At 72.6% G+C, this 20596-nt stretch carries 17 protein-coding genes and 2 pseudogenes; 5 read left to right on the top strand and 14 right to left on the bottom strand.

Annotated elements, in window-relative coordinates:
* Positions 1-167: 167 nt before the first annotated feature.
* The 12 genes and pseudogenes from SM577_RS21840 to SM577_RS21785 form a co-directional block, all read right to left on the bottom strand.
* Positions 168-992, bottom strand: a complete 825-nt coding sequence (locus SM577_RS21840) for a glycerophosphodiester phosphodiesterase (RefSeq protein WP_302920444.1) — start codon at positions 990-992, stop codon at positions 168-170.
* A gap of 9 nt (positions 993-1001) precedes the next feature.
* The gene (locus SM577_RS21835) at positions 1002-1337 is read right to left on the bottom strand and encodes a rhodanese-like domain-containing protein (RefSeq protein WP_302920445.1); all 336 of its coding nucleotides are present in this window, start codon (positions 1335-1337) and stop codon (positions 1002-1004) included.
* Positions 1338-1395: 58 nt separating this feature from the next.
* Positions 1396-2337, bottom strand: a complete 942-nt coding sequence (locus SM577_RS21830) for an LCP family protein (RefSeq protein WP_302920446.1) — start codon at positions 2335-2337, stop codon at positions 1396-1398.
* Positions 2338-2573: 236 nt separating this feature from the next.
* Complete coding sequence (locus SM577_RS21825; protein ID WP_302920447.1) at positions 2574-3782, bottom strand: LCP family protein; 1209 nt, start codon at positions 3780-3782, stop codon at positions 2574-2576.
* Positions 3783-4030: 248 nt separating this feature from the next.
* On the bottom strand, positions 4031-5275 hold the full coding sequence (locus SM577_RS21820) for an LCP family protein (RefSeq protein WP_302920448.1): 1245 nt from the start codon (positions 5273-5275) through the stop codon (positions 4031-4033).
* A gap of 67 nt (positions 5276-5342) precedes the next feature.
* Positions 5343-6320 (bottom strand): NAD-dependent epimerase/dehydratase family protein, encoded by a 978-nt coding sequence (locus SM577_RS21815; RefSeq protein WP_302920449.1) that lies wholly within the window; start codon positions 6318-6320, stop codon positions 5343-5345.
* A 102-nt stretch (positions 6321-6422) separates the two neighbouring features.
* Entirely contained in the window at positions 6423-8096 is a 1674-nt protein-coding gene (locus SM577_RS21810; protein WP_302920450.1) for a solute symporter family protein, read from the bottom strand.
* Positions 8074-8439, bottom strand: coding sequence for a DUF485 domain-containing protein (locus tag SM577_RS21805; RefSeq protein WP_088996602.1), 366 nt, complete (start codon positions 8437-8439; stop codon positions 8074-8076). The genes SM577_RS21810 and SM577_RS21805 overlap by 23 nt, the downstream gene beginning before the upstream one ends.
* Positions 8440-8652: 213 nt before the next feature.
* Positions 8653-9204, bottom strand: a pseudogene (locus SM577_RS21800) (flavin reductase family protein); the annotation flags it as partial.
* A 171-nt stretch (positions 9205-9375) separates the two neighbouring features.
* Entirely contained in the window at positions 9376-9867 is a 492-nt protein-coding gene (locus tag SM577_RS21795; RefSeq protein WP_474587850.1) for an SRPBCC family protein, read from the bottom strand.
* 35 nt (positions 9868-9902) lie between these two features.
* A complete protein-coding gene (locus tag SM577_RS21790) occupies positions 9903-11612 on the bottom strand; it encodes an ABC transporter permease (RefSeq protein WP_474587849.1) in 1710 nt (569 codons plus the stop codon).
* The gene (locus tag SM577_RS21785) at positions 11597-12361 is read right to left on the bottom strand and encodes an ABC transporter ATP-binding protein (RefSeq protein WP_302920452.1); all 765 of its coding nucleotides are present in this window, start codon (positions 12359-12361) and stop codon (positions 11597-11599) included. Before SM577_RS21785 ends, SM577_RS21790 begins: the two co-directional genes overlap by 16 nt.
* A 141-nt stretch (positions 12362-12502) precedes the next feature.
* On the opposite strand from SM577_RS21785, the pseudogene SM577_RS21780 reads away from it, so the two are divergent.
* Positions 12503-13004: pseudogene (locus tag SM577_RS21780) on the top strand (SigE family RNA polymerase sigma factor).
* The gene (locus SM577_RS21775) at positions 12997-13794 is read left to right on the top strand and encodes a hypothetical protein (protein ID WP_474587848.1); all 798 of its coding nucleotides are present in this window, start codon (positions 12997-12999) and stop codon (positions 13792-13794) included. The pseudogene SM577_RS21780 and the gene SM577_RS21775 overlap by 8 nt, the downstream one beginning before the upstream one ends.
* Here SM577_RS21775 and SM577_RS21770 read toward each other — a convergent pair.
* Both SM577_RS21770 and SM577_RS21765 read right to left on the bottom strand, forming a co-directional pair.
* Positions 13785-15443, bottom strand: a complete 1659-nt coding sequence (locus SM577_RS21770) for a sodium/solute symporter (protein ID WP_302920455.1) — start codon at positions 15441-15443, stop codon at positions 13785-13787. The two genes, SM577_RS21775 and SM577_RS21770, sit on opposite strands and share 10 nt — an antisense overlap.
* A 1-nt stretch (position 15444) precedes the next feature.
* The gene (locus SM577_RS21765) at positions 15445-15858 is read right to left on the bottom strand and encodes a hypothetical protein (protein WP_474587847.1); all 414 of its coding nucleotides are present in this window, start codon (positions 15856-15858) and stop codon (positions 15445-15447) included.
* A gap of 303 nt (positions 15859-16161) precedes the next feature.
* Here SM577_RS21765 and SM577_RS21760 point away from each other — a divergent pair, with 303 nt between their 5' ends.
* The 3 genes from SM577_RS21760 (at position 16162) to SM577_RS21750 (ending at position 20476) form a co-directional block, all read left to right on the top strand.
* Positions 16162-17499 carry a hypothetical protein gene (locus SM577_RS21760; RefSeq protein WP_474587846.1) on the top strand — a complete coding sequence of 446 codons (1338 nt, stop codon included), beginning with the start codon at positions 16162-16164 and terminating at the stop codon, positions 17497-17499.
* Between the two features lie 211 nt (positions 17500-17710).
* Positions 17711-19057, top strand: coding sequence for a hypothetical protein (locus tag SM577_RS21755; protein WP_474587845.1), 1347 nt, complete (start codon positions 17711-17713; stop codon positions 19055-19057).
* A gap of 129 nt (positions 19058-19186) precedes the next feature.
* A complete protein-coding gene (locus tag SM577_RS21750; protein ID WP_474587844.1) occupies positions 19187-20476 on the top strand; it encodes a hypothetical protein in 1290 nt (429 codons plus the stop codon).
* Positions 20477-20596: the final 120 nt, after the last annotated feature.

The raw sequence follows: 20596 nt of genomic DNA, 5'->3' as shown, positions 1-20596 counted from the left end.
GCCGGTCCGCCCGGTCGGCAGCGGGCGGGACGGCCGAGGTCGGCGTCGGCGGCCGCCCGGGCCGGAGCGGCGGTCACCGGCCGAGGTCGGCGGCGGCGGCCGCCCGGGCCGGAGCGGCGGTCACCGGCCGAGGTCGGCGGCGGCGGCCGCCCGGGCCGGAGTGGCGGTCACCGGCCGAGGTCGGCGGCGGTCGGTGGTGGTCGGCGGCCGAGCCGGGCGAGGGTGTGCGCCGGCCGGTCGGTGATGATCCCGTCCACCCCGGCGGAGAGCACCAGGTCCAGGTCCGCCGGTTCGTTGACGGTCCAGACGTAGACCTGGTTGCCGGCCGCGCGCAGCGCGGGGACCAGCTGCGGGCGGGCCCGCACCAGGCCGATCCCCGGGCCGGCGATCCGGCTGCCGAACGGCAGCCGACCCAGCCGCAGCCAGCGCGGCAGCACCTCCAGCAGCAGCACGGTGGGCAGCGCCGGGGCGAGCTCCCGCATCCGGCGTACGGCCAGCGGGGAGAAGGACATCACGGTCACCCGCACCGGATCGTCCGGTTTCGGCTCGGCGAGCCCGTACCGGCGCAGCACGGCGACCAGCCGGCGCTCGACGTCCCCGCCGTACCGGGACGGGTGCTTGGTCTCCACCAGCAGCCGCACCGGCCGGCCGGCGGCCAGTACGGCGTCGAGCAGCCGCTCCAGGGTGAGCAGCCGGGTGTGCGACTCGTCGAGCACCTCGTCCCCGTCGGCCGGTACGCAGCCGGGGTGCCACGAGCCGAAGTCCAGCGCCTCGAGTTCGGCGAGGGTACGCGCGCTGACCAGACCGCGGCCGTTGCTGGTCCGGTCCAGCCGGCGGTCGTGTACGCAGACCAGGTGCCCGTCCCGGGTCAGCCGGACGTCGCACTCCAGCCCGTCCGCGCCCTCGTCGAGGGCGCGCAGGTAGGCGGCGAGGGTGTGCTCCGGCAGGTCGTACGAGGCGCCGCGGTGCGCGAAGACCAGGGGTTCGGCCATGCCGTCCGCCTAGAGGACCCGCCCCGGCTGCCCGTTGCCGTCGACCACCGGGCGGCCGGCGGCGGCCCACTCGCCCATCCCGCCCGCGACGTTGCGCACCTGGTCCCAGCCGTTGCGCGTCAGGTACGCGACGACCTGGGCGGAGCGCCCGCCGGAGCGGCAGATGACCGCCACGTCGCGGTCGGTGGGCACCTCGGCCAGCCGGGCGGGCAGCTCCATCATCGGCAGGTGGTGGGCGCCGGGGGCGTGGCCGGCGGCCCACTCGTCGTCCTCGCGGACGTCGAGCAGGTAGGTGTCGTCGGCGATCTCGGGCACGGTCACGGTGGGAACCTGGGGTCCGAACACGGGTACCAAGCCTAGATCCTGGCCGGGCCGACCGCCGCAGCCACGGTCGCCGGTCCGGTCACAACCGGGTCACCCAGCGGGGATTGGCCCGGGCCCAGTCGGCCACCCCGGCCCCCCGGACCGCCTCGAAGAGACCGTTGCCCCCGTTGTCCAGCAGCACGTACGAGACCTGGTCGATGGTCTGCGGGTAGGACGGGACCTGTACCCCGCGCAGCGCGTCGCTGGGCAGGTCGCGCAGCGCGAGCAGCAGATCCTCCAGCGGCACGCCGTTGGTGTCCACGGTCAGCGAACCGCCGACCGCGCGGATCACCTGGTCGAGCTTGACCGGGTTGGTGCGCAGCCGGTTTTCGGAGGCGCGTTCCAGCATCGCCCGGAGCAGTTGCTGCTGGTGGGTCTGCCGGTCGTAGTCGCCGCCGGGCAGGTCGTAGCGCTGGCGCACGTAGTCCAGCGCCTGCGCCCCGTCCATCTGCTGGCAGCCGGGGTGGTAGACCCGGTCGGTGTGGATCGAGCGGACCTCGGTCTGCACGCACATCCGGACCCCGCCCAGCAGGTCGATCACCTTGCGGAGGCCGGAGAAGTCGATCAGCGCCGCGCCGTCGAACCGGATGCCGGTCAGCCGGGCCAGCGTGGCGGAGAGCAGTCGGGCGCCCCCCTCGCCGCCCCCGCCGTGCTCGTACGCGGCATTGATCTTGTCCGGCCCGCCGCCGAAGCCGTTCGCGCCGGCCGGGATGGCCACCAGCAGGTCGCGCGGGACCGAGACCAGGTACGCCTCGCGCAGCCCGGCCGGCACGTGCACGATGAGGATGGTGTCGGTGCGCTGGTCCGGGCCGGTGGCGCCGGGGCGCGCGTCGGAGCCGATGAGCAGGTAGTTCAGCGGCCCGTCGAGGTCGGTCCGGTCCCGCCGGGCGCTCGGGTCGAGCAGTTGCTCGCGGAGCACCGTGCGGTCGTACCGGTCGGTCAGGGCGCGGACGCCGAACACGGCGACCCCGGCCAGCACCACCAGCGCCAGGCCGACGCCGAGCAGGACGCGGGACCAGCGCGGCGGCGCGGACCGGCTGCCCGCCCGGATCCGCTTCCGACCGTCCCGCCCCGACCTGGACGTGGCGCCCCCTCCCCGCCGCCCGTACGTGAAACCTGCTCACGTCAGGCTACGGTCGGGATGGCCCGGCCAGGCCCGGTTCGCCGAGATCCGCCCGGTCGCCCGGCCCTCGCCGGTCGCCGTCGGACCCACCGCCGCTACTTGCGGTTGGAGATCACTCCGGGGTTGGCGAAGACGAATTCGGCCAGCTTGTCCTCCTTGACCGCCCGGAACATGGCAAGGGTCTCCTCGCTGAGGGTCTCCTTGCCCGCGCCGTCGCCGTGGAAGGTGCCGCCGTTGGTCTTCAACATGGTCAACTCGTTGGCGGTGACCCCGCGCATGGTGAAGACGAAGTCGGCGACCGGCACCCCGCCGGTGTCCAGGATGAAGGCCTTGCCCGCCGCCTTGATCAGCTGGTTCAGCTTGACCGGGTTGGTCAGCGTGCCGTTGTCGCTGGCCTTGCGGGCCATCGCCTTGATCAGCTGCTGCTGGTTCGCCTGCCGGTCGTAGTCGCCGTTCTTGAGGCTCTTGCGCTGCCGGGAGTAGTCCAGCGCCGCCCAGCCCTCCATCTCCCGGCAGCCCTTCTTGTGCACCACCGGGGTCATCGGCTTGCCGGTCTTCTTGGCGTCCGCGTTCCACATCGGCTTGCCGTCGACGTACGACATGTGGATCGAGGCGACCTCCTGCTTGACGCAGATCCGCACCGACCCGAGGGCCTCGATCACGTTCTTGAAGCCGCCGAAGTTGATGATCGCGGCGCCGTCGAAGCTGATTCCGGTCATCTTCTTGATGGTCTGCGCCATCAGCTGGGCGCCGCCCTCCCAGCCGCCGCCGTTGCGGGCGCCGGCCTGGAACGCCGCGTTGATCTTGTCGACCCCGCCGGCGTAGCCACTCTTCTTGAAGGCCGGGATGTGCGCCTCGGTGTCCCGGGGAATCGAGATCAGGTACGCCTGGTCGTGGGTCGCCGGGATGTGCAGCACGATGATGCTGTCCGCGCGGACGTCGTCGGCGGCCCAGCGCTCCCGGGCGTCCACGCCCAGCAGCAGCATGTCGATCGGGCCGTCCAGGTTCGCGCCGCCCTCCGCGTCGGTCTTGCCGGCGTCACCGAGCAGGTTGCGCTGGGCGATGTTGCCGGTCGCCTGGCTGATCAGGGCCTTGCTGCCGACGATGGCGACACCGCTGGTCATCATCAGCACCGCGCCGAAGACGACGGTGAGCCGGGCCCAGAGCGGGTCCTTGCGGCGCTTCCGCTTCTTCGCCGGGCCGCCGCCGCCCTTGCCGGGTGGTGCCGCGACGGCGGAGGACACCCGCACGGCGGCGCGGGGTGGCTCCAGCGACGAGGGGCGTCGGCTGGTCTGAACCGGCATGCGTGCTCCAGCTCGCGTGATCAGGGGGCGGGACCACTGTACGTACGCTTTCCCGTCCTGGCGAGTTCGTCCCACGGCAAATTTCCGTTGCCCTGTAGGCCATCCAGGCGATCTGACCGAACGGACAGATCAATGCGACCGGTCGGCGGTTGGCCTCCCGGCGACCGGAATCCGGCCGCCGACCGACGTCGACGACCGTCGACGTCCGACCCGACGCGGTGGCGCCGGGCCGGTCGATCCGTGGCGGGTCAGCCGCCGTCGCCCGCGGCCGGCTTCTGGTTGGCCTTCACCCAGTCGCCCATCGTGTCGCCGGCCATCGCCCGGTACATGGCGAGGGCCTTCTCCCGGTCGGAGACCACCACCGACTCCCCGTTGATCGTCTGGCTGCCCACGTGCGGGCTGGTGACGAAGGTGAGGTTCTCGCCGCGCAGGTTACGGAACTGCACCGCCATGTCCATCAACGAGAAGCCCTGGTCGACGGTGACCGCGTCGGTCACCGACTGGAGGAAGTCGTGCAGCTTCTTGGGATTGGTCAGCGTGCCCGTGCTCGCCGCCTTGTCCATCAGCGCGCGGAGGAACTCCTGCTGGTGCCGCATCCGGGCGAAGTCGCCGTCCGGGAACTGCTTGCGCTGCCGGATCCAGTCCAGCGCCTCGGCGCCGTCCATGTGGTTGACGCCCTTGGTGAACGTCCGGTACGGCTTGTGGATCGAGGTGATGGTCCGCTCCACCTTCAGGTCGACCCCGCCGAGCGCGTCGGTGACCTGCTTGAAGCCGGCGAAGTCGATCGCCATCACGTGGTCCAGCCGGACGTCGGTGAAGCACTCCACGGTCCGTACCGCGAGCGGCAGGCCGCCGAACGCGAACGCCGCGTTGATCTTTCCGCGCTGGCCGGAGCCGCACTCGGCGTTGGCGCTCTCCGGGATCGGCACGTACAGGTCGCGCGGGATGGAGACCAGGTAGGCCTGCTTGTGGTCGGAGGGGATGTGCATCACGATGATCGTGTCCGCCCGCCACTTGCTGCTCTGGTCGACCGGGGCGTCCGGGTCCCGGGAGTCGCTGCCGACCAGCAGGATGTTCAGCGCCCCCTCGACCGGCTTGGCCGGCCGACCACCGGTGATCTCCGAGAACGGGTCGGTGCGGGCCAGGTCGTTGTTCAGGTTGCGGGCGTAGAACCAGGCACCCACGCCGCCGAGCAGCGCGAGCACCAGCACGGCCACGCCGGCCACCATGGCGATCCGTCCCCAGCGCGGGCGCGGACCCCGCCGCTCCGGCCGGCCGGGCCGGCCCGGGCCACCGGGGCCGTCCGGGCCGATCGGGCCACCCGGGCCGCCGGGCCCGCCGGCCTGCGGCTGCTCGTCCGGCGCCGGGTACCAGCGCGCCTCACCCGGGCGGGCGCGTCCGGTGGCGCTCCGACCGGAGCCGGGCACCGACGCGCGCCCGGCGCTGCGGTGCAGGTACGGGAGCGGAAGGCCGGCTGGCGTGGTCGCTGACATGTAACTCAGGGTACGTAGCCCGAGCGAGTACCGCCCTGATCCGCGGGCCGGTGTGGCGTCGGCGCGGTTACCCTAGCCGCTCGCGGAAGTACTCGATCGTGCGTCGCAGGCCCTCTTCGGGCGCCACGGTCGGCTCGTATCCCAGCAGTTCGCGGGCCAGCGTCAGGTCGGGCCGGCGCATCTCCGGGTCGTCGGCCGCCCGGGTGACGTACGTCACCTCTGAGCTGCTGCCGGAGAGTGACACGATCGTCTCGGCCAGTTGCCGCATGCTCATCTCGTGCTCGGTGCCGCAGTTGATCGGCCCGGTCTCGGTCGAGTCGAGCAGCAGCAGGATGCCCCGGACGAGATCCTCGACGTAGCAGATCGAGCGGGTCTGGTTGCCGGTGCCGTGCACGGTGATCGGCTCGCCGCGCAGCGCCTGGGAGATGAAGGTGGGGATGGCCCGCCCGTCGTCCGGCCGCATCCGCGGGCCGTACGTGTTGAAGATCCGGACGATCGCGGCGTCCAGTCCCCGACTGCGGTGGTAGGCCATGGTGGCCGCCTCGGAGAAGCGCTTCGCCTCGTCGTAGACGCTGCGGATGCCGATCGGGTTGACGTTGCCCCAGTACGTCTCCCGCTGCGGGTGCTCCTTCGGGTCGCCGTACGCCTCGGAGGTGGAGGCCATCAGGAACCGGGCGCCGTCGGCGACCGCGCGGTCCAGCAGGTGCAGGGTGGCCACCGAGCCGACCCGCAGGATCTCCACCGGCAGCTTCTCGAAGTCCGTCGGGCTGGCCGGCGAGGCCATGTGCAGGATCGCGTCGAACCGCTCGGCCACCGCCGGGTGGTGGTTCGGCAGGCCGTCGGAGATGTCCGCCTCGACCAGGGTGAAGGTCGGTTCGTCCAGCAGGTGGGCGACGTTCTCCTTCGACCCGGTGACGAAGTTGTCCAGCGCGACCACCGTGCAGCCCCGGGAGATCAGCACGTCCACCAGGTGTGACGGGACGAAACCGGCGCCGCCGGTGACGAGGATGCGGTGACCCGGTCCGAAGCGCGCTGCAACCTTCATGGTGGTCAGCCTACTCACCGGGCCGGTCCGGCACCCGGGGCCCGCGCCGCCGCGCGAAGGGGCCCCCGGTCGGTCGACCGGGGGCCCCTGGCGCGGGCCGGCTCAGTGCGCGCCGGCTCCGGTGAGGGAGCGGACCTCCAGTTCGGCGTACTTCGCGTCGTCGCGTTCCTTGGAGATGACGGTGCCGATCCACCCGCACAGGAAGCCGAACGGGATGGACAGGATGCCCGGGTTGGACAGCGGGAACCACTGCCAGTCGTGGTCCGGGAACATCGACGTCGCGGCCCCGGAGACCACCGGCGAGAAGAACACCAGCAGCACGGCCGAGAGCAGGCCGCCGTAGATCGCCCAGACCGCGCCCGAGGTGTTGAACCGCTTCCAGAACAGGCTGTAGAGGATGGCCGGCAGGTTGCCGGAGGCGGCCACCGCGAACGCCAGCGCCACCAGGAACGCCACGTTCAGGTTCTGCGCGAAGATGGACAGCACGATCGAGATCGCGCCGATCACCAGCGCGGAGATCCGGGCCACCGCGACCTCCTGCCGCTCCGAGGCCTGGCCGTTCTTCATGACGTTGGCGTAGAAGTCGTGCGCGAGGCTCGACGACGAGGCCAGCGTCAGTCCGGCGACCACGGCCAGGATGGTGGCGAAGGCGACCGCCGCGATCACCGCCAGCAGCGTCGCCCCGCCCAGGTCGCCGCCGAGGAAGTCCACGCCGAGCGCCTCGGCCAGCTGGGGCGCCGCGGTGTTGCCGGCCCGGTCCTGGGCGGTGATCGCCTCGCCGCCCACCAGGGCCGCCGCGCCGAAGCCGAGGGCCAGGGTGAGCAGGTAGAAGGTGCCGATGATGCCGATCGCCCAGAGCACGCTCTTGCGGGCCGCCTTCGCGGTCGGCACCGTGTAGAAGCGGATCAGGATGTGCGGCAGGCCGGCGGTGCCGAGCACCAGGGCGATGCCGAGCGAGAGCAGGTCCATCTTGTTGTAGAAGGTCTGCGTGGCGTTGCCGGCCACCTCGACCCCGTAGCGCAGCCCCGGCTCCAGGAACGCGCTGCCCTTGCCCGACGACGACGCGGCGTCGCCGAGCAGCGAGGAGAGGTTGAACTTGTACTTGGCCAGCACCAGCAGCGTCATGATGATCGCGCCGCCCATCAGCAGGAACGCCTTGACGATCTGCACGTAGGTGGTGCCCTTCATGCCACCCACCGTGACGTAGATGATCATCAGGGCGCCGACCAGGATGATCGTGGCGATCTTGGCGGCGTCCGCGTCCATGCCGAGGAAGGTCGTCCCGGGCTTGATGCCGAGCAGCAGCGCCACCAGCGCGCCGGCGCCCACCATCTGGGCCAGCAGGTAGAAGATCGACACGGTGATGGTGGAGACCGCCGCGGCGGTCCGCACCGGGCGCTGGCGCATCCGGAAGGCCAGCACGTCGGCCATCGTGTACCGGCCCGAGTTGCGCAGCAGCTCGGCGACCAGCAGCAGCGCCACCAGCCAGGCGACCAGGAAGCCGATCGAGTAGAGGAAGCCGTCGTAGCCGTAGAGGGCGATCAGGCCGGCGATACCGAGGAACGAGGCCGCCGACATGTAGTCGCCGCCGATCGCCATGCCGTTCTGGAAGCCGGAGAAGGACCGGCCGCCGGCGTAGAAGTCGGTGGCGGTCTTGGTCTGCCGGCTGGCCCAGATGGTGATGGCCAGGGTCACCGCCACGAAGACCAGGAAGAGGGTGATGGTCAGGTTGCGGGCGGTGGTGTCGCCCGCCTCAGCCGCGAGGACCGTGTTCATGGGTCACCTCCCCGATCTCGGCGCGGATCCGGTCGGCGACCGGGTCGATCTTCCGGTCGGCGTGCCGGGAGTAGAGCCAGGCGATGAGGAAGGTGGAGACGAACTGGAGCAGGCCGAAGACGAGGGCGACGTTGATGTTGCCGAACAGCTTCGTGCCCATGAACCCCCGCGCGTACGCGGACAGGATCACGTAGAGCGCGTACCACAGGAAGAACGCGACGGTCATCGGGAAGACGAAGCCGCGCAGCGCGCGGCGCAACCCGGCGAACTCGTCCGACCGCTGTACGGCGAGATACCGGTCCGGCGTGGACGCGTCGGCCGGCGCGGGTGTGTCCGTGGACATCTGTGGATCACCACCTTCACAGGCATCGGGGATTTCCGCGCACGGTAGGAAGCGCGCTCCCCGCCGGGGAAGGCCGAGATCGACGCCGGTCGCCGGGTGCGCCGAACGGCACGGTGGCTGCGCCGAGTGACCCAGCTCACTCCGACGAGCGGTCGCCGGACGGCAGCCCGGGCCGTCGACCGGGTCGGTCGGGCCGGCTCGGTCCGGCGCTGGTCAGACCAGCTCGCGGTAGCGGCCCCGGTAGTGCAGCAGCGGGTCCGTCTCCTCGGCCAGCTCGACGGCCTCGATGGTGGCCTCCACCAGCAGGCCCCAGCCGTACTCCCGGGCGGTGTCCAGCCGGCAGCCGGCCCACCCGCCGGCGTCGGCCGGCACCGGCCCGTAGGGCGTGTCGGTCCACTCGCCGGTGGCGAAGAGGCCGCCGGGGGACGGGAAGAGGCCGGCGAACCGGTCGGCGAGCTGCCGGTGCGGCGGGCCCAGCGGGGCCACCGCGAACCGGCCGGCGGCCTCGGCCGCCGCCCACAGGTCGGACTCCGGGTCGACGAGGCCGAGCAGCCGGTCCGGCTCACCCTCGGCCACCAGGGTGGACGACACCGTCAGGCCCGCCGGGCCCGGCGCCGTCCAGAGCGTCACCGGCGCGGCCAGCCGACCCCGCAGCCGGCGTACGGGCGAGCGCTGCCCCGCCGGTACGGCGAACGGATCGGTGTGGTGGATCTCGGCACCCGGCTCATGATTCACGTGGAACATTCTGCCGCTCGCCGCCGTCGCCCGTGCCGGCTCCGCACGCCGACGACGGCGGGGGCGCCCGGCGGAACCCAGCGCCTCCCACCCCGCTGAGCACTCCGCAAGATCGTGCTCGATCCACGAAGTAGTGGCCTCCAGGCCGGTGGGAGGCCATTACTTCACTGATCGAGCGCGACCCTGGCCGGCAGATCCTGCTCAGTCGGGGGTGAGTGAACGGCGGGCGGCGGCCAGGACCTCGGGGTCGGTGCAGCCGGTGGCGTAGCCGGCGATCCGGCGACGGATGTCGCGGCCGAGCAGCCACACCCCGATCCGCTCGGCGACCGGGCGCAGGAACGCGGGACGGCAGCGGAAGCTGTACCGCCAGGTGGCGATCGTGTGGCCCGGTTGTGGGGCCGGCGCGAACCGCCAACCGCCGGCGAAGACCTCGAAGAACCACGGCCCGCGCACCATCTTCATGCCGACGTGGCTCGGCGGGGCCCAGGAGACGTACTCGCTCACCATGACCAGCCCGTGCCGGGAGCGGGTGAAGGTGCGCACCCCCCTGCCGGGCCGGATCGCCCCGTCGGTGAAGTGCTGCTCCCGGACGAACGGGTCCCACCGGTAGCGGACCGGCGCGGTGGTCTGGGAGACCGCGAAGGCCAGCGCGGGTGGCACCGGCACGGTCGTCACCGCCTCGACGACAGGCATCCGCCCATTCTGGCCGCCCCCGGCAAACCGACCGGTCAGCGGCGGGGGGTCACGGTGGCGAGCAGTTCGGGCTGGCGGCGGTCGAGCACGTCCCCGACCAGGTACGCGCCGAGCAGCGCGGCGCCCAGGCCGTAGGCGGCGCCGACCGGCAGGGCCAGCCAGTGCCAGACGTCGCCGAGCAGCGCCGCGGCCACCACCATCGGCACCGCCGCGACCATCGTGCCGACCATGGCCAGCAGGGTGAGGAAACTCTTCGCCACGCCGGCGCCGCTGTTCAGCGCGAACGGGTTGCTCGTCTCCGGCAGCGCGTACGCACCGAGCACCGAGACGAGGCTGTTCACCGCCAGCCCGACGCCGTAGGTGGCGAGCAGGCTGCCGGAGGTCACCCCGACCCAGCCGGGCCGGCCGAGGATCACCGCCAGCGCGACCGAGACGACCGCCAGCATCGGCAGCACGTAGAGCGAGAACGCCGCCATCCGGGCCCGCAACTCCTGCTGGCCCGGTACGCCGGCGACCAGGTGCGCGGCGTACGCGCTGCCGTCGAAACCGAACTGGTTGGCCAGGGTGACCGAGGCGAGCACGCCCACGAAGACCATGGAGAGGCTGACCAGCAGCGGTGACGAGGTGTCCGGCACGGCGAACCCCTGGGTGTCGCCGGCGGTGAGGTTGGCGCCACCCAGGTTGACCATGACGGGCACGAAGAGCCCGACCACCGCCACGGTGACCAGGTTCGCCCGCCGCCGGGCGTCCCGCCACCAGTACCGGGCCTCCCGGGCCACCAGCGCGCCGAACCGGTCCCGCCGGGCCCAGCCCACCCAGCGCGGGAAGAGCTGCGCCACCGCGCCGCCGGCCGGGCCGCGCCGGGCCGGAGCCGGGCCGGCGCTGGCCGCACCGACCATCGCCGACTCCAGCGAGCGGGACCACCAGGCCAGCAGCGCCACCAGGGCCAGTGCGGTGATCAGCAGCTTGACCGGGGCGGCCCAGACCCGCCCCTCGGCCAGGTCGATGCCGGCCGTCCAGGGTGCGCCGAACGGGGTCCAGCCGACCACCTCCGCCACCGGATCGAGCCGGTCCCAGTCCGCGTCCCGCAACGCCGCCAGGCCGAAGATCTGCAACGGGCCGAGCAGCGCCGCGGCCACCGCGAGCAGCACGGCGGCCAGGTCACGGACCCGCCGCGAGCGGAGCATGGCGGCGAACGCGCTGGTGACCGCCCGGGCGGCGGCGACGCAGAGCAGCACCCCGGCGAGCACCCCGACCACCTGCACCACGGCCGCCGACCAGCCACCCAGCGCGCCGGCGGTGACCACCAGCCCCGAGAGGGCCAGCAGCACCGCGACCGCTGGCACGCTCACCAGGGCGGCGGCGAGCAGCCCGGTGACCAGGGTGCGGCGCGGCAGTGGCAGCAACGCGAACCGGGCCGGGTCGAGGGTCTCGTCCACCCCGAAGAAGACCAGGGGCAGCAGCAACCAGCCGAGCACCGTCAGGCCGCCACCGAACGCGGCGATCATCAGCGCGTACCGGTCGTTGCCGGCCAGCCCGGGCGCGGCGAAGAGGAAGAAGCCCGTGCCGGCGAACCAGAGCCCGAACACCGCGCCGACCACGTAGAGCGCGATCCGCCAGGCCTGGCCGCGGAAGTTGTTGACCATCACCCGGAGCTTGAGCCGGACGAAGTGGCGCGGGGACACCCGGTGGGTCGCCGCGGCCGTGGCGGTCGGGGCGGCCGGGGCGGTCACCGGGACAGCCACGCCAGCTCCTCGCCGGTCGCCGTCCGCCCGCCGACCACCTCGACGAAGACCTCCTCCAGCGAGCGGTCGCCGCGTACCTCGGGCAGCGTGCCGACCCGCTTGATGGTGCCGGCGGCCAGGATCGCGACGTGCGAGCAGAGCCGCTCGACGACCTCCATCACGTGGCTGGAGAAGACCACCGTCCCGCCGCCGGCCACGTACCGCTGGAGGATGTCGCGGATGAGCGCGGCGGAGACCGGGTCGACCGCCTCGAACGGCTCGTCGAGCACGAGCAGCCGCGGCCCGTGCAGCAGCGCGCAGGCCAGGCCGATCTTCTTCTTCATGCCGGCCGAGTAGTCGACCACCAGGGTCCGGCCGGCGTCGCCGAGCGCGAGCACGTCGAGCAGCTCCGCCGCCCGCTGGTCGACCACCGCCGGGTCCATGCCGCGCAGCAGGCCGTGGTACGCGAGCAGCTCCGCGCCGCTGAGCCGGTCGAAGAGGCGTACGCCGTCCGGCATGACGCCGAGCAGCCGCTTGGCGGCGACCGGGTCGGCCCAGACGTCGTGCCCGAGCACCCACGCCCCGCCGGCGTCCGGCCGGAGCAGCCCGACGGCCATCGACAGGGTGGTGGTCTTGCCGGCGCCGTTCGGGCCGAGCAGGCCGTAGAACGAACCGGCCGGCACGTCGAGGTCGACCCCGGCCACGGCGATCTTGCCGTCGAACGCCTTCGCCAGGCCACGCAACGACAGGGCCGGCTGCTCACCAGTCATGCGTACGACGGTAACCGTCGGTGCCGAATACCTGGTCCGGCCGAGGGATGATCCGCCGTCATCCCGCAGTCGTACGCGCCAGCATGCAACCGGACACCCGGCTGGCGGGTGACAGGTGCAGGATCGGCGGTCGGAGGTGCGATGAACACCGATGTCGGGTTCGAGGAGTTCTACCGGGCCACGAGACACCGGGTGGTCACCGTGCTCTACGCGCTCTGCGGCGACCTGACCGAGGCGCAGGACGCCGCCCAGGAGGCGTACGTGCGGGCCTGGCAGCGCTGGCGACGGATCGGGGGGTACGGCGACCCGGAGGCGTGGGTACGCACGGTCGGGCATCGGCTGCTGGCCAACCGTTGGCGCAAGATCCGGAACGGGCGGCTCGCGTACCGCCGGCACGGCGTCGCCCCCGTGGTCGGACCGCCGTCCGAGGACACCGTCGCGCTGGTGGCGGCGCTGCGCCAGTTGCCGGCCGAGCAGCGGGAGGCGGTCCGTCCTGCACCACCTGGCCGACCTGTCAGTCGCCGAGATCGCCGCGCAGACCGGGGTGCCGACCGGCACCGTCAAGGCGCGCCTCGCCCGCGGCCGCAAGGCCCTGGCCGACCTGCTCGGCACCACCCTTCCGGAGGAGGTCAGCAATGCCTGATCCGCTCTTCGCCGGCCTGTACCGGGACACCGAGCAACTGACCTGGGCGTCGACGGAGCAGCTGCGGGGCCGCGCCCGGCAGTTGACCCGCCGGCGGGCCGCCGCGGTGCTGGCCGGCGTCGTCGCCGTGGCGGTGGTCGCCGCCGGCACGGTGGCCCTGGCCGGTCGCCCGGACGCGGCCCCCCGGCCGGTACCGCCCGCCACCGGCTCGCCCACCCCGTCGGTGGCGCCCACCCTGCCACCCGCGCCCTGGCCGGCTCCCGACCCGGACGAGCCGCCCGTCGAGGAGGCGGCCATGCTCCAACCGGGCGACGTGACGGCCGGCTACCGCCCGACCGGCGCCGAGGCGGACGAGGACGGGAGCTTCGGATCCCGGACGGTCCACTGCCTCGACCCGAACCACCCGTTGCGCCGCCACATTCCGCCGCGGGCGGAACGGGAACAGACCTTCCAGCGGGGTGCCGACGAACTGATCTTCGAGCGGGTGCAGCGGCACCTCAACACCAACCGGGTCCTGCTCGTGGTGCGGGCCACGGTCGAGGTCTGCCGCGACGAGGGGGTGGCGCTGACCGTCCTCGAGGACGTCCCGTTGCGGTCCCCGGACCAGTTGAAGGAGTTGCTGGTGGTCCGGGTCGATCACGCCGGCGGTGGCAGTTCGCTGCACGTCTTCGTCGCGGCGGGGGAGCTGCTCGCCGAGGTGTGGGGACCCGGGCTGATCGATCCGGCGGAGGCCGGACGCCTCGCCCAGCGGGCCACCGAGCGGCTGTGCGACGTGCAGCTCTACTGCTGACGGCCGGGCTGCAGGCGCAGCGACTCCGGGGTGTGCAGGCGGAGCATGGTGGCCCCGACGTCGGCCGGCGCCCGGCGGCGGGTGGCCAGCGACACCGCCACCATCACGGTGAAGGCGAGCGGCACCGTCCAGGCGGCCGGCTGCGCGGTGAGCGTGGCCGGCCAGCCGGACAGCGGCGGCCCGACCACGGTGACCAGCACCGCGACGATCGCGGCGCCGCCGCCGACCAGGATCCCGGCGGCCGCGCCGAGGTCGGTCAGCCCGCGCCACCAGATGCCGAGCACCAGCAGCGGGCAGAAGCTGGACGCGGCGACCGCGAACGCCAGCCCGACCACCTGCGAGACGTCGAGCCCGGCGAGGTTGAGCGCGAGCACCGCCGGCACCGCGCCGGCGATCACGGTGGCCAGCCGGAAGCCGCGTACCGAGCCGCGGCCGAGCACGTCCGTCGAGATCACTCCGGCGACGCTGGTGAGCAGCCCGGACGAGGTGGAGAGGAAGGCCGCGAACGCGCCCGCGGCGACCAACGCGGCGAGCAGCCGCCCGGTGGTGCCGTGGCCGAGCACGGCCTCGGGGAGCAGCACCACCACCGCGTCGGTCTGCCCGGTGACCAGCAGTTGCGGGGTGTAGATCCGGCCGAGCACCCCGTAGATCGTGGGGAGCAGGTAGAAGACGCCGACCAGGGCGAGCACCACCAGGGTGGTGCGCCGGGCAGCCGCGCCGTCCGGGTTGGTGTAGAAGCGCACCAGCACGTGCGGCAGCCCCATGGTGCCGAGGAAGGTCGCCAGGATCAGCGAGTAGGTGGCGAAGAGTCCCTGGTCGTCGTCGCCGGCCGTGCTGGGCAGCAGCCACTCGGCGGCGTCGGTGGCCACCCCGGAGACCTCCGGCACCGGGTCGCCGGCGGCGAAGCTCAGCTCGTCGCCGGGGCGTACCTCCCGGATCTGGCCGTCGGGCAGGGTGAGGGTCGCGTGATGCTCGACCACGACGGTGGTCGCGGCGCGGAACGCCGGCCCGTCGGGCGGGGTCACCGCGGGGCGGGCGTCGGCCTGCCACTGCAACGCCAGGAAGATCGCGGGTACGGCGAGCGCGGTGAGCTTCAGCCAGTACTGGAAGGCCTGGACGAAGGTGATCGCCCGCATGCCGCCGAGCGCCACGTTGGCGGTCACCACCACGGCCACCACCAGCGCGCCGACCGGGTACGCCGAACCGGTGACGGTGCTCAGCGTCAGTCCGGCCCCCTGCAACTGCGGCACCAGGTAGAGCCAGCCGATGAAGATGACGAAGATGGTGGCCAGGGTGCGCAGCCGACGCGAGCCGAGCCGCAGCTCGCAGAAGTCGGGCAGGGTGAACGCGCCGGAGCGGCGCAGCGGCGCGGCCACGAAGAGCAGCAGGGCCAGGTAGCCGGCGGCGAAACCGACCGGGTACCAGAGCACGTCCACGCCGTACTTGAGGATCAGCCCGGCGACGCCGAGGAAGCTCGCCGCGGAGAGGTACTCCCCGCCGATCGCCGCCGCGTTCCAGGTCGGACTGATCACCCGGGAGGCGACCAGGAAGTCGGAGGTGGTGCGGGCCAGCCGCAGCCCGTAGAAACCGATGCCGACGGTCACCAGGGTGACCGCGACGATCGCCGGTACGACGAAGGAGTTGCCCACCTCAGCGCTCCGGCCGCTGGACCAGGTCGGTGAAGTCCTGCTCGTTGCGCTCGGCCAGCCGCACGTACGCCCAGCCGACCCCGATCAGGAACGGGAACGACACCACCCCGAGCAGCAGCCAGGGCAGCTTGACGCCGAGCACGGTGACCCGGCCGACCGACGGGGCGATGGCGAACAGCCAGGGGAGCCCGCCGAGCCCGATCGCCACCACCAGCGAGAGCCGCAGGGCCAGCGCCAACTGGGCACGCACCAGGCCGCGGACCAGCGCCTCGCCGACCCGGGTCTGCTGGGCCAGCTCGGCGCGGGTGCGGTCGGCCCGGTCGTCCCGCCGGGACACCTCGGCCAGCACGATCCGGGCACGCCGGGGCGGCTCCGGCGCCCGGGGCGCCGGTACGGGATCGTCGGCAGCGGCCACCCGGGAAGTCTCGCCTGCTCAGCCCGAATGTCAAGGGGCGTCACGACCGCTGTGGACAACTTGTGGAAAACGCTTCACCCCTGTGGACAACGCCGGGCACGAAGCTTTAAGGGACCATTAAGTCCGGATTCGTCCGTCAGCTGTTTTACCCGGTCGTTCGGGCCGGATCGGCCTTGCCGGCATTGACCCCGACACCTACGCTGGGGCGGCAATTCCCTATTCCTCTTCTTCCACGGGGTTTCTATGCGCAAATTCCGCACTCTGCTCGGCGCTACCCTCGCCGGCGCATGTGCACTCGCCGTGGTGCCGGGTACGGCCTCCGCGGCACCGGCCGCACCGCAGCAGGCGGCGGCGGCGATCGACGACACCACCGGTGCCTTCTATTCGCTCGCCCCGGCCCGCCTGCTCGACACCCGCAGCGGCGTGGGCGCGCCGGCCGGCGCGATCGGCGCGACCAGGAAGGTCGACCTCCAGGTCGCCGGGCGGGGCGGCGTTCCGGCCGCCGGCGTCGGCGCGGTCGTGCTCAACGTGACCATCACCGGTCCGACGTCGAGCAGCTTCGTCACCGCCTACCCGGCGGGCGAGGCGCGGCCGAACGCCTCCTCGATCAACTTCCCCAAGGGCTGGCTGGGCTCGAACAACGTCACGGTCAAGCTCGGCGCCGGCGGCAAGGTGTCGGTCTACAACCACGCCGGGTCGACCCACGTGGTGGTGGACGTCGTCGGCTTCTACGCCGCCGACAACAGCATGGTCAACCGCAACGGCGGTGAGTACCAGGCGTACATCCCGGAGCGGATGTTCGACACCCGCTCCGACGGCACCGGCAAGATGCCGGCCGGCTCCTACATCGACTACGCGATCGACTTCCCGGGGGCGAACCCGAACGTCCGGAGCGTGGTCCTCAACCTGACCGCGGTCTCGCCGGCGAAGGCCGGCTTCCTGACCGCCTGGTCCGGTGCTGGCGCCATGCCGGGAGCATCGACGGTCAACTACGGCGCCGGCAAGGTGGTGCCGAACCTGGCCTTCGTGCAGACCCGGCCGTGCTACGAGGACTGGTGCTCGGAGATCTGGGGCGCCCCGATGTTCCGGGTCTACACCTCGCAGTCCGCGCACATCGTGACCGACCTGGTCGGCATGATGGACGACGGCAGCCTGGAGTACGGCCTGCGGTTCAAGCCGATCACGCCGACCCGGATCGCCGACAGCCGGATCGGCCAGGGCTATCAGGGCATCCTCGGCCCGGGCTCGGTCCGCAAGGTCGCCACCCCGTCCGCGTTGCTCACCGAGACGACCGACGTGCTGGCGATGAACATGACCGCCGTCGCGCCGACCAACAACACGGTGATCACCGTCTGGCCGTTCGGCTACCAGAACTTCCCGCAGCCGGGCACCAGCAACCTCAACCCCGCCGCCGGTCAGACCGTGTCCGGTGCGGTGCTGACCCCGATCGGGCCGGCCTCGGCGACGCCGCCCTTCGCGTTCAACACGCACAACCTCTCGGGGAACGTGCACATGATCGCTGACGTGGTCGGCACGTTCTACTACCCGGAGCCCGTCTCGGCGACCGCCGCCGCGACGCTCAAGGCCGGCAAGGCCGCTCCGGTGGCCGGTAAGGCGTTCCGGGCGTCGACCGCCAGCTGAGCACCATCCGCGTCAAGGGGCGCCCCGGCCGGACGGCCGGGGCGCCCCCGCTTTGTGCCGCCCCGGCGGTGTGCGGCGTCGACCAACCACCATGGGTGCGCGGACGGGATCCGAAAGGGACTTATATGCAGGTCACGGTCTTGCCGACATAGATGACCAACCCTAGTCTGGGCGGGCGAAGCCCTGTCTCTCTCCTCCCCCGGGGTCCCTTATGCGCACAGTCCGTGCCCTGCTCGCCGTGACCGCCGTCGGGGCGTGCGCGCTGGCCGGGCTGCCGGCGTCCGCCGCGCCCGTCACGAAGCCGGCCGCGGCGCCGGCGCGCTCCGCCGTCGCGGCCGACACAGTGGTCGGGACGTACTATCCGTTGGCGCCGGAGCGGCTGATGGACACCCGCAGCGGGCTCGGCGGGCGGACCGGCCCGCTCGGTGCCCGTACCACTGTCGAGCTGGCGGTGGCGGGACGCGGCGGGGTTCCGGCGAGCGGAGCCGGCTCGGTCGTGCTCAACGTGACAGTCACCAGCCCGACCGCGAGCAGCTACCTGACCCTCTACCCGGCCGGGCAGACCCGGCCGACCGCGTCCTCGGTCAACTTCGGCGCGAGCTGGCTGGGCTCGAACAACGTCACGGTGAAGCTCGCGCCGAACGGCCGGGTAGCGATCTACCAGCATGCCGGCAGCGCACACGTGGTGGTCGACGTGGTCGGCTTCTACGCCAGCAGCGACACGGTGCGTGGCAGCCACGGCCGGGGCGGGCAGTACCAGCGGGTCACACCGACCCGGTTGGTCGACACCCGGCGGGAGCGCGGCCCGATCGAGGGCAACACCCGGATCAACCGCTGGGTCGACTTCGGCCCGGTCAGCCCGCACGTCACGGCGCTGGTCCTGAACATCACCGCCGTCCGGCCGCAACGCTCCGGATTCCTCAGCGCCTGGGCCGGCGACGGACCGGTGCCCACCTCCTCCACTGTCAACTACGGCGCCGGCACGGTGGTGCCCAACCTGGCCTACGTGCGGACCGCCATCTGCCACGACTGCGGGCCCTGGTACGGGGTACCGATCTTCGCGGTGCACAGCCTGCGCACCACCGACATCGTCGTCGACCTGGTCGGGGTGATCGACGACGGCACCCTGCCGGGCGGCCTGCGGTTCACCCCGCTCGCCCCGACCCGCATCGTGGACAGCCGCATCGACGTCGGCACCTCGGGGGCGCTCGGCGCGAACGCGACCCGCCGGATCACGGCGCCCGCCACGGTGGCCACCGGCGCCACCCACGTGCTGGCGACGAACGTGACAGCGGTCGCGCCGACGGCCGACACCGTCGTCACGGTCTGGCCGGCCGACGCCGGCGTGGCCCGGCCGGCGGCCAGCAACCTGAACCCGGCCGCCGGGCAGACCGTCTCCAACGCGGTGCTGGCCGGGATCGGCCCGACGGACGCGTTCGCGGCGCACAACCTCGCCGGCAGCACGCACCTGGTGACCGACGTGGTGGGCACCTTCCACCTGCCGTCGGGGGCCGCGCCGGCCGACCCGCTGCGGGTCCTCGCCACCGGCGGCTACTGACGGCCTCGGTCCACAGCGGTTGATCAAGCCGAACGTTTCGGACCGTAGCGGGACGTGGCCTTGTAGCCCGTGGTCGTCGCTCCTAAGCTGGGCCGACCCATCTTCGCCCATCGTTCTTACGGGGACCGAATGCGAACACTCCGCGCACTGCTCAGCACCGGTGTCGCCCTGACCACGGCCTGCGCGCTCACGGCCGCCCCGGCCACCGCCCAGCCGCAGGCGGCGAGCGCCGCCGTGGACGTGACCGGCACCTACTACCCGGTCGCTCCGGCCCGGCTGATGGACACCCGAGCGGGTCTGGGTGCGCCACAGACCACGATCGGTCCGTCGGGCCAGGTCGACCTCCAGGTCGCCGGGCGGGGCGGCGTACCGGCCAGCGGGGTCGGTGCGGTCGTCCTCAACGTGACGATCACCGGCCCGACCGCGGACGGCTTCGTCACCGTCTATCCAGCGGGTCAGCCCCGCCCGAACGCGTCCTCGGTCAACTTCGCCAAGGGCTGGTTGGGCTCCAACAACGTCACCGTCAAGCTCGGCTCCGGCGGGCGCGTGTCGGTGTTCAACCGGAACGGCGACACGCACGTCGTGGTTGACGTGATCGGCTTCTACGCGGCGGACAACGCTCTGGCCAGCCACGGCATGGGCAGCTTCTACCACTCGCACCGGCCGAGCCGGATCTACGACAGCCGGACCGACCCGGACCTGGGCGGCCGGAAGCGCGGGGCCGGCAGCTACCTGCACCTGACCCGGCTGCTCGGCGGGGACAACCCGCACACCCGGGCGCTGGTCCTGAACATCACCGTGGTCGACCCCGAGCAGGACGGCTTCGTCACGGCCTGGTCGGGTGCGGGCGAGCGACCCGCCGTCTCCACGGTGAACTTCCGCGCCGGCACCGTCACGCCGAATCTCGCGATCGTGCAGACCCGGGCCTGCGACGGTGACCTCTGCTCACCGGAGGGCGCCCCGACCTTCTCCATCTACACCTCGGCCACCGCACACATCGTGGTGGACGGCTTCGGGATGATGGACGACGGGACGAAGCTCTACGGCTACCGGTTCCAGCCGTTGCACCCGACCCGGATCGTCGACAGCCGCACCGGCCTGGGCACGGCGGGCGCGTTCGGCGCCGGCGACATCCGCAAGGTGACCCCGCCGGCGGCGATGGGGACCACGGAGGACGTGGCGCTGGCGATGAACGTGACGGCCGTGGCGCCGACGGGGCACACAGTGCTCACCGTGTGGCCGGCCGACTGGCCCGACTACGGCATCCCGGAGGCGAGCAACCTCAACCCGGCACCCGGGCAGACCGTGTCCGGCGCGGTGTTCGGCGAGCTCGGTCCGTACGGGAAGTTCAACGTACGCAACCACGCGGGCAGCGTGAACGTCGTCGTCGACGTGGCGGGCCGCTTCTACCGGTCGTGAGGTACTCCGGCATCCGTACCTGATAGGGCAGGGTCGACGTGGCGGGGGCCCCCGCCCCACCCGGGCGCCCCCCCCCCACCACAGGCCCCCCCGAAACCGTGCACGCGGGCCGCTGCGGGG

The sequence above is a fragment of the Micromonospora desertarenae genome (assembly GCF_056150265.1).
Note: the sequence above shows the minus strand (reverse complement) of the source record. Positions and strands in the feature narration are given on the sequence as shown.

Bases quoted from the DNA above. Each gene is read 5' to 3' on its own strand.
- SM577_RS21810 (WP_302920450.1), bottom strand. From the start codon at position 8,096: ATGAACACGGTCCTCGCGGCTGAGGCGGGCGACACCACCGCCCGCAAC.
- SM577_RS21825 (WP_302920447.1), bottom strand. From the start codon at position 3,782: ATGCCGGTTCAGACCAGCCGACGCCCCTCGTCGCTGGAGCCACCCCGC.
- SM577_RS21785 (WP_302920452.1), bottom strand. From the start codon at position 12,361: ATGACTGGTGAGCAGCCGGCCCTGTCGTTGCGTGGCCTGGCGAAGGCG.
- SM577_RS21750 (WP_474587844.1), top strand. From the start codon at position 19,187: ATGCGAACACTCCGCGCACTGCTCAGCACCGGTGTCGCCCTGACCACG.
- SM577_RS21805 (WP_088996602.1), bottom strand. From the start codon at position 8,439: ATGTCCACGGACACACCCGCGCCGGCCGACGCGTCCACGCCGGACCGG.
- SM577_RS21820 (WP_302920448.1), bottom strand. From the start codon at position 5,275: ATGTCAGCGACCACGCCAGCCGGCCTTCCGCTCCCGTACCTGCACCGC.
- SM577_RS21775 (WP_474587848.1), top strand. From the start codon at position 12,997: ATGCCTGATCCGCTCTTCGCCGGCCTGTACCGGGACACCGAGCAACTG.
- SM577_RS21815 (WP_302920449.1), bottom strand. From the start codon at position 6,320: ATGAAGGTTGCAGCGCGCTTCGGACCGGGTCACCGCATCCTCGTCACC.
- SM577_RS21840 (WP_302920444.1), bottom strand. From the start codon at position 992: ATGGCCGAACCCCTGGTCTTCGCGCACCGCGGCGCCTCGTACGACCTG.
- SM577_RS21755 (WP_474587845.1), top strand. From the start codon at position 17,711: ATGCGCACAGTCCGTGCCCTGCTCGCCGTGACCGCCGTCGGGGCGTGC.
- SM577_RS21795 (WP_474587850.1), bottom strand. From the start codon at position 9,867: ATGCCTGTCGTCGAGGCGGTGACGACCGTGCCGGTGCCACCCGCGCTG.